At 40.6% G+C, this 8,914-nt stretch carries 7 protein-coding genes and 1 pseudogene; 1 reads left to right on the top strand and 7 read right to left on the bottom strand.

From position 1 onward, the window contains the following. Positions 1 to 83, top strand: a pseudogene (locus AB6E54_RS13790) (Lrp/AsnC family transcriptional regulator); the annotation flags it as partial. A gap of 29 nt (positions 84 to 112) precedes the next feature. Here the strand turns inward: AB6E54_RS13790 and tssG are convergent. Genes tssG through AB6E54_RS13755 form a run of 7 tightly spaced genes read right to left on the bottom strand, consistent with a single transcriptional unit; the run spans position 113 to position 8,913 of the window. After that, positions 113 to 1,111 (bottom strand): type VI secretion system baseplate subunit TssG, encoded by a 999-nt coding sequence (gene tssG / locus AB6E54_RS13785; RefSeq protein WP_372107390.1) that lies wholly within the window; start codon positions 1,109 to 1,111, stop codon positions 113 to 115. After that, positions 1,108 to 2,856, bottom strand: a complete 1,749-nt coding sequence (gene tssF / locus AB6E54_RS13780; RefSeq protein ID WP_372107388.1) for a type VI secretion system baseplate subunit TssF — start codon at positions 2,854 to 2,856, stop codon at positions 1,108 to 1,110. Before tssF ends, tssG begins: the two co-directional genes overlap by 4 nt. Before the next feature lie 10 nt (positions 2,857 to 2,866). After that, positions 2,867 to 3,277: a type VI secretion system baseplate subunit TssE gene (gene tssE / locus AB6E54_RS13775; protein ID WP_372107386.1), complete on the bottom strand. Its 411-nt coding sequence runs from the start codon at positions 3,275 to 3,277 to the stop codon at positions 2,867 to 2,869. 60 nt (positions 3,278 to 3,337) lie between these two features. Next, a complete protein-coding gene (gene tssC / locus AB6E54_RS13770) occupies positions 3,338 to 4,813 on the bottom strand; it encodes a type VI secretion system contractile sheath large subunit (RefSeq protein WP_017067544.1) in 1,476 nt (491 codons plus the stop codon). 8 nt (positions 4,814 to 4,821) lie between these two features. Further along, a complete protein-coding gene (tssB, locus tag AB6E54_RS13765; protein WP_017064520.1) occupies positions 4,822 to 5,328 on the bottom strand; it encodes a type VI secretion system contractile sheath small subunit in 507 nt (168 codons plus the stop codon). 17 nt (positions 5,329 to 5,345) lie between these two features. Beyond that, a complete protein-coding gene (gene tssA, locus AB6E54_RS13760; protein ID WP_372168908.1) occupies positions 5,346 to 6,920 on the bottom strand; it encodes a type VI secretion system protein TssA in 1,575 nt (524 codons plus the stop codon). A gap of 1 nt (position 6,921) precedes the next feature. Beyond that, positions 6,922 to 8,913, bottom strand: a complete 1,992-nt coding sequence (locus AB6E54_RS13755; protein WP_102333582.1) for a protein kinase domain-containing protein — start codon at positions 8,911 to 8,913, stop codon at positions 6,922 to 6,924. Position 8,914 lies beyond the last annotated feature (1 nt).

Here is an 8,914-nt window from a genome sequence, read left to right as displayed (position 1 = left end):
ATTTATGTAATGAGATAGAGTCGTTCAATGGCATTCGCTCTCTCAATACAACAGTCGTGCTACACCAACCAATCAGTCGTTAAAAATAAAGCCGCTCTTATGAGCGGCTTTTTTAAATGCCTCCAATTAATCTAATCTTCGCATCTTTCGTACCTGCTTGACCCAACCAAAAAGTTTGCCCCAAACTCGTCCCATCACCTTGACCGAGTTGGTTCTTTGGAACTGAGTCTAAATCAACGGTTAGCTTTAAATCCCAAGACATGGGGTCACGAAGAATAAAACGCATCAACCCCACTAAAGTTTTATGGAAATCTCCTCCATAGGAGAACTTTCGGAACGTCTCGAAATCAATGTTATCAATACAAAGATTAAACTTACCGTTTAGATCTGGGATGCTCTTACCTAAATGTAAATTTGAACCCAAAATACAATTCGTTCTATTTAATTGATTCCTTTGGCATTCGGCAATTTTTACTCTTCGAAAGACCCACTCTTCGATTCGAACACTTGGTAATGAAAAATAGTGCGCAACAATGCCAGAAATCAGTTTCGGAGAGCGTGTCCTGGTAGATAGCTGATTGACGTAAGACAAAATCTTTGCACGATCAAGCCCGATCGTATCAGACTCTTGAATAACATTAGACAACCCTGCTAGGTGCAGCATACGCCCAGAAAAGTCATCTGTTGCATCGCTTTGATACTGAACATGATAACGGTACTTTTTCCAAACACGATAGATTAAACTGGTATATCTATTATGAAAGAAATCAAAGAAGTCTCTAACTGGATTATCATCATCATCTCTACCTACTAATTTTTCTGTATAGTTCGCGGGCAAAGGTGAACTTGAACCGTGTAATCCTAAAAAGTTAGTTTCAATTCTCGAATAGTGCTCACCAGACCTTTCCATATGACTGATGAATTCCATATCACTTTTGGGGAAACAGAGGTTTGGTGAGACACTAAACGCAATTCTCTCTTGATAAAAATATTTGTTTTCACCAACCGCTACAAAATCACTGCCCGGTAATAGTTGGTAGTGCTTCTCTAACAACAAAACTGCTTGAAAAAAGCTAAATTCGTTTATTTTTTCTGATAATTCATCAATCATAAGATTGTTTGCTGTCCAGTTAAACTTGCCCATTGGTAGCTTTCGCCACTGCGTTCATCGTAGACTTCTAACTCTGTAAATGAGTTAACACTTGAATATAAGCGTATGAACTCATTCAATACATTTGCCATCAAAAACATGTCCCCTTCATTGACAAAAAAACTAGAGTTCATCTTAAGCTTAAATTGATTACCACGAACGGATACCCCTCTAAACACTCTATCGATAGGTTTCATTTCTGATGAGATAATGCCGTCAAGCCTGTGCAACGAAGCCCTATGAGCCTGCCTATCCACTCTAGAATGGAAGTCATATGTAGACAGTAAAACCTTGAGTACATCAATATTAGAGAGCGATAGATAATTCAATGACATATTAGCAATCAGTTGCCATTGGAGTTCGCCATTCACTTGCGGGCTAACAGATTGCGTAGGTTTAGTAATATTACTAAACGTGGCGTAAGTTGGAGATTTATGTGTGGTATATATGATGTCTCCTACAGACAATCTTTCAGACAAATCTGCATTACTGCACAATAACTTCATCAAAACCGTTTCGGTTCCTAGGTCTGCAATATCCCCATTGTGGGTATGAAAAGATATATAACGCTCAAGCCCTCTTCCACTCACTCGCTCTGAAACTTTTGACTTGTAGAAATCACGTTTATCTCTTTGATTTATTTGGTGTTCAAAGGACTCAAATTCAATAAGAGATTTTCGTCGCCTTTCATTTTTGCTCCAACTTTCTACTTGGTTTATTGAATAAACTTCGTAGTGATCCTGGTTGTCACTCTGTGGCCGAACTTTATACTCATTTCGGCGATGTTCAAGCCGAATTGGATCACCATCTTTTTCGAATAGGTTCACAGCTGGCGTGCAATGTAACCTTAAGTGCTTATCTTTCAGGACAACTTCGGCAGGTAATGCTCTCTTAAAATGGAATTTAAGGTTCACGGTACTTCTTTGTGGTATCCCTTTTAGCCAATCGAGACCCGTAATATCAAAAAACATAAATTTGTCTGGTAAAGAAAAATATTCTTGCAACAAACGATAACCTGCAAATGAATTGTCGCTATATGGCAGTATCGCTTCGTCGTCTTGGTACCCAACCGGTTTAACAAATTCAGGTCCAAGTTTACGTTTATACCCACCGCCCACGTCTAACTCGACGTAGTCTAAGTATCTAAATATCCATAAGAAAAGAATTCTAGTTATATGGATCTCACCATGTAAATGAAACCTTAATTTATCTAACCCGATACGAGATAACTCTAGCCTATGTTCAGTCGCAAGTGTCACATCAACAGATGAGCTTGTTCGACTGTTGCTTTGGTCAATGCTTGTGATTTTTAAGGGGAAAAGCTCTACGTCATAGCAGGTTCTGAATAAACATTGCGTACCTTCCACTTGTTCACTAGCCATCTCAGCCCCGCGCTTTACCACTGTTTTTTCAGTGACACTTCCGGAGTGTGGCGTTAGTTCGCTAATGCATAACGAAGGAATCGAGCGCATGTAATGTGGCCACAACAGCGTCATTAACGACTGAGTGAGCTCTGGGAGTTCATCATCAATCTTTTCTCTAATACGGCCAGTAAGAAACGCAAAACCTTCAAGAAGACGTTCTACATCAGGATCGAATGTTCCTTCAGACAAAAAGTTGGTCAGTTTTGGATTGTACTTGGCAAATTCGCTGCCGGATTCTCGTAGATATGTGAGTTCATCTTGAAAGTATTTACTGTTACTCAATGGGCACCTACTAAACGTTAAATTGGCCGTCAGTTCCCATATAGACATCGATAGACATCGGAACTTTTCCACCGTTGTGTAAGACTTCTCCGCATATGCCAAAGCCTAATTGAAGAGGGTTGTTGTGATTTTCTCGGTAATGTACTTCAACACTTCGTAGCCGAGGTTCAAAGCTTACTATTGTGGAAGTGATGTTCTTTTGGATGTGACGAACTAAATTGGTGTTGTTCGATAGAACATCATTGAAATCAGGTAAGCCATATTCCCGATCGATCATTGAATTACCCGCATGAGTATTAAGCAAATCAGCAAGGTGCAGATGAATGGATTCAATTAAATGCCTATGTGAAACCACTTTTTCATAACAATTTTTCGGCTCACCAAGTTCAATTCGTTCTAATAATCGGTAACCTTTTTCCATATAACACTCTAAGAAAAAAAGCAGCCAGTAAACCTGGCCGCTTATTTATTTCCAAACTTATTATTGGTCTAGCTTACCAACCAAAGATAAGTCAAAGCTCGCGCCCATGTACTTGAAGTGAGGACGAACAGACATCGATACTTTATACCAACCTGGGTCACCCTCAACGTCAGACACTTCGACTTTAGCCGCTCGTAACGGTCGACGACCACGAACTTCTGCTGGCGGGTTCTCTTGGTCAGATACGTATTGACGGATCCATTTATTTAGCTCAACTTCCAAATCGGTACGCTCTTTCCAAGAACCAATTTGCTCACGTTGAAGTACTTTAATGTAATGAGCTAAGCGGTTAATAATGAACATGTAAGGTAGCTGAGTACCCAACTTGTAGTTCATCTCAGCTTGCTTGCCTTCAGGTGTATTCGCAAACACTTTTGGTTTTTGAACTGAGTTTGCCGAGAAGAACGCTGCGTTATCAGAACCTTTACGCATTGTTAAAGCCATAAAGCCTTCTTCTGCAAGTTCATACTCACGGCGGTCAGAAACCAGAATTTCGGTTGGGATCTTAGTTTCGATCTGACCCATCGCTTCAAAGTTATAAACCGGTAAATCGGTTACCGCACCACCACTTTGCGGGCCAATAATGTTTGGACACCAGCGATATTTTGCAAACGACTCACTGATCTTTGAAGCCATAGCATAAGCTGAGTTACCCCAAAGGTAATTGTCATGGCTGTCCGTAACCATTTCATCGTAGTCAAACGCCTTAATTGGGTTGTCTTCAACTGAGTATGGCGTACGCAGCATAAAACGTGATGTACACAGCCCAACATAACGTGCGTCTTCGTGCTCACGGAATCCGCGCCACTTAGTATACTGAGGACCTTCAAATACCGACTTTAAGTCTTTTAAGTTTGGTAATTCTTCATAAGAATCTAAACCAAAGAATTGAGAAGATGCAGAAGTAATAAATGGTGCATGAGACATAGCACCTACATTACCCATATATTCCATTAGTTTAATATCAGGCGAAGACGCAGATAGTTGGTAATCACAAATAACGGCACCTACAGGCTTACCACCAAATTGACCGTATTCACGAGTATAAATCTGCTTATATAAACCTGATTTCACTACTTCAGGAGCATCTTCAAAATCATCCAGAACTTCGTCTTTCTTAGCCGAAATAAGTTCGATTTGAATGTTTTCACGGAAGTCCGTGTGATCAACAAGATATTTAAGACCACGCCATGTTGATTCAATCGCTTGAACTTCTTCGTTGTGAAGAATTGCATCAACCTGTTTAGACAACTTTTGATCAATCTCAGAGATCATCAAATCAACTAAAGACTGGTCTACTTTTTCTACTGTTGAGCTGCTTAATAACTCACCAATGAATGCTTCAACGCCACGCTTTGCAACGTCAAAACCCTCATCACTTGGTTTAATGCGAGTCTCATTTAAAATGCTATCCAGAAGAGAGCCTGACTCAACTAGAGCTGCTTCTTGTTCTGGTGCTTGTGCTTCTGCCGACATGATCTTCCTTACTCTGCTTTTTCGCCTTGGTCTGCACCAATGCTTAGTTCATCCAAAAGTTTCTTTCTTGCTTCTTCATCTTGAAGAACTGCTGCAATCTTCTTACGGAAAGCAGGTACATTCCCTAGAGGGCCTTTCAATGCAACCAAGGCTTCACGAAGTTCTAGTAAACCATTCAGCTCAGGAACGCTCTTCGCAATCGACTCTGGAGTAAAGTCCTTCATATTTTTGAATGTAATATCAACGCCAATTTGCGCACCTTCTTCATCAGAAAGACGGTTTTCAACATTTGCTTTGATATTCGGTGCGTAACCTTCTAATACTTCGTTAAAGTTATCTTTATCGATATTAATCGGATTACGCTCTTCGATCGGAGTTTCATCTGCACGAGCAGTGAAGTCACCGACAACCATCATACTTAGGGGCAGTTCAACATCATCAGACGCATCGCCTGTTGCTGGAACATAACGTATATTAATTCGCTCTTTCGGAGCCACCGAGCCATCACGTGACATAATTAGTCCTTTCTAGTTTATTGCTGGTCATAAATTGTTTCCCATTCGCTATATCTCACAGGTAAAAAATCCTTAGTTCGATATAGTTCCTTTAGAGTTTTTTGAATTAGATTTTCTAAAGAAAAAAACAAATGGGGTTCCCAAATTGATAGATTTAGTTCCTTAGCCACCGCCCAACTTTGTTCCAAGTAAGGCAAGCACAAAGGGTATAAACCAACACTTTGGTAGGCTTTCACTAACTTTAAGTGCAACATGAATTGTCCACGACCGGAGTTATCCAACTCGAGTTTGTTTGACAGTTCAGCCACATATTTACCCAAGTCACCTAGGGCAATATCCTCCATCTCAGATAGATCATCTTCAGCTACAACAATAGTTTGAATTATTGACGACTTACCCGAAGGACAAGCGTTACCTGTAGACAACCAAGTAATCGTTGCTTCATCCGCAAATGGAATAGAATTTTTGAAAGAGAGGTTCTCAATTCCCTCAAAAGAATCGACAAATCTCTTTGTTTCTTGCTTTACAGCCAACGCAGCTTCGTCATACCCAAGATTGTCTAACATTGAATAAACGAAATAATGCCCAGTCAGCCAAAATGGCGCATCAGTAAGTGTTCGCTCTAAACGCTTGATCGTATCGATATCACTTTCTTGATTTGCTTTATCTCGATATTCCGCCTGCTGGTCTGATGACACAGCGAGGCTAAGAGGCGTTAGATTGTCTTTGTGATCAGGTAAACCATCAACGTCGGCCCATGTCAGGTGACGGTAAATCCGATATCCTAAAGGTTCAGTCGGATTTGAATGCACCATGATCTCAGACACTTTTTTTAACGTACGCTTTGATGCAGCCGGAGATGAAAAATCTGTGTCAACGTCTACAGTGCTGTGCTCTCGAGGTTTACTTCGTTTCTGATTAGGCGTGGTGTGCGTCTTCGGACTGTCAGCTTCGTGGCTTTGTGGAACGATCGCTTTCTCGGACAGTGCAACAACATCAATGAGCGGTTCGGAATCAGCCAAACTGTGTTCAACCAACGTTTCTTCATTTAAAGATGCGTTCTGCATTAGTTGATTCAAATGACTTTTTAATTCGAAAAAGTCTACATCAGAGTCTTGAAATATCGCGTCAAACTGACGCTGGATACCTTCAGTTAGTGTGATACATCGAGATAGAACTTCCCAGTCAAGGGATTCTGCAGACAATTTAGTCGCGACGAGTTTGAATTGATGATTGAGCCACTCAACAGCCCCATCTCTACCTCTTTTACGTTTAGGGTATAACTCATGACCAAAACGACTGATTGAGTCATTGAGCAAAGATAATCCTTCCTCAAGCCCTATCTCGCCTTTGTCCTCTACCAAAGAACGGATCAGATAACAAAGCGCTTTAAGATCCTTACTATGCTGACTTAGCACTTCAATCGAATGGACTTTTACTATATGCCAGTCAACAGTCTCACCAAATAATGAACCAAATTTTTTCACTTCGGCTTCCATCATTTCATAGCAAAACTCGTACCTAGCATCCTCACCAGTTGGTGAGTGTTCAGATATTGGTGCTAATAGCGTTTCAGTATCGATCAGACTCAAGTTAACCTCTGCTTTCAGAATTGTAATTTCTAATTGCTCGCTCGATTGCTATAGCACCTCGCGCTGGTTTAGATAGTTGATGACTTTTGTCTATAGAATCACTTGCCATACTATTAAGAATTTCCGTTATTTCGCTGAATTTCTTAGGGGCATTAGTCTCTAGATCAGCTAACGAGTCGTGAAGTTTCTGTCGGCCAAATACTGATTGTTCAGTTACAGTACTGAACAAGATAAATTCGCTTCTTGCTACTTTTAGAGCTCTTACTTTAGCTTTCAATTTTGGCGTGTTACCAAAAAATGATTGCGCAGCTTCTGCCTCAAGAATTGCTTTGGTGTAATAATGCTGCTTTGCATTTTTCTCTATCGAGGCATCTATTCCGCTGAGCACTTTTCGCGGTAATACATGACTATAAAAGTAGGCTCTTGACTGGTTTACTTTCCAAGCAGTTTCAATATCACTGTCTGCAACATCTGATTTCCCATCTAAGATGAGTTCGACTAAACGCTGTTCTTGATTCCCACCAAAGGCGGCAATATTTTGTGAATTGATGGTCGCCTTATTCAGACTTGCCATCGTTTCCGTCAGCGCTTTATCTGCATAAGGAAATAGAGAGCCGTCACTGTTCAGTTTTTCTCGCAAAACAACGAGATCATGCCGGATCGACATCAGAGTTTTAGGAAGTAGATCGACCGCCCCTTCATATTCATTCAAGTCCGATTCATAGTTTTTATACAACTTAGCTAATTTGCTCTGTTGGACTTCATAAGCTTCTCGGTAAGGAGCTGTCGAGACGACATCTTTTTCCATATCTTGTAACGCGAATTCAATATCCCATGGAGACTGCGCTAAAAAAGACGCGGTTTGTGCAGGTTTAATAGTGCTCACAAGGCTACTTGAACTGCTGGTAGATTTAACAATCGATTTCCATTCAGGCTGACCTTGGTTATATAAATATGTGCCAGTGATAATTACGACACACAGAACCAAACTCGCTTCTAAGTATCGGAGTCGACCACTTTGAATTCTGTCGATAGTTCGATGTTTGGTTAGAACGAGATCAGCATTCCGTAAACTACTAAATAAGGGAGCACTTACATCAGCACCAAATTTTTGGGTATCGATCTTAGCTAGTTGCTGCGCAAACGAAGTCGCTGTATACCTGTGCTGTCGAGGGTTGTTGACAACATCTTTAATTAACTTCCATACATGGTTAGGGATTAAACCTGGTCGTTTTTTTGCTTGTAATTGAGTTGTCCAAGCATCACCAAATGCAGCACCAAGAAATAGATGCCCAGTTAATAACGCCAATGAATAGACGTCATCTTGAGGTTGAGCCACGCCAGACTTTATAAATGCAGGAGACGCATAGCTCATGCTTGCTTCTGCGTAAGTATTAGATTCACCAACATAACGAGCAGCACCAAAGTCGATCAACTTTACATAATCGGACTCTGTAACAATAATGTTTGAAGGTTTAATATCTAAATGGCAGACACCTCTCGTGTGCATAAACTCAAGCGCACCAGATAATTGATATATCAGCCACGCAATATGATCATGCCTAAAACCTTTAGGAGTATGACGAGCCATTTTTTCAGCCAAAGATTCGCCCTGAATCCACTGATACATAAAGTATGGTCGATCGAACTCTTTGCCTATTTTAATGAAATCAGCAACACTCGGATGTTGAGACATCTCAAGACGACTGGCTTCATTAATGATTAATTCATTCGCAAGTTCAGATGAACCTTCATTTAAAACCTTACAGCAAACCTGTTTTTCAGGGTTCCCTTTCTTGGCCAGGTGATAAACAGTCGTTTTGCCATTTTTTGAAGGTAATGTATCTAACACGTCAAATTGGGAGAAAATCACATACTCTAGCTTGGGCTTATTTTTATTAGCCATATTCTGAGCTTGCTGATTTTTCTTTTCGATCGCTTTCACAACCAACTTATCTAGATAACCTTTGGCTGTCCCTTGCTTTTCTGGCACG

It is taken from the genome of Vibrio sp. 10N.247.311.49, from assembly GCF_041467655.1.
Lineage (GTDB): Bacteria > Pseudomonadota > Gammaproteobacteria > Enterobacterales > Vibrionaceae > Vibrio > Vibrio crassostreae_C.
The sequence above is the reverse complement of the archived record's forward strand: the minus strand, read 5'-3'. Positions and strand labels throughout refer to the sequence as shown.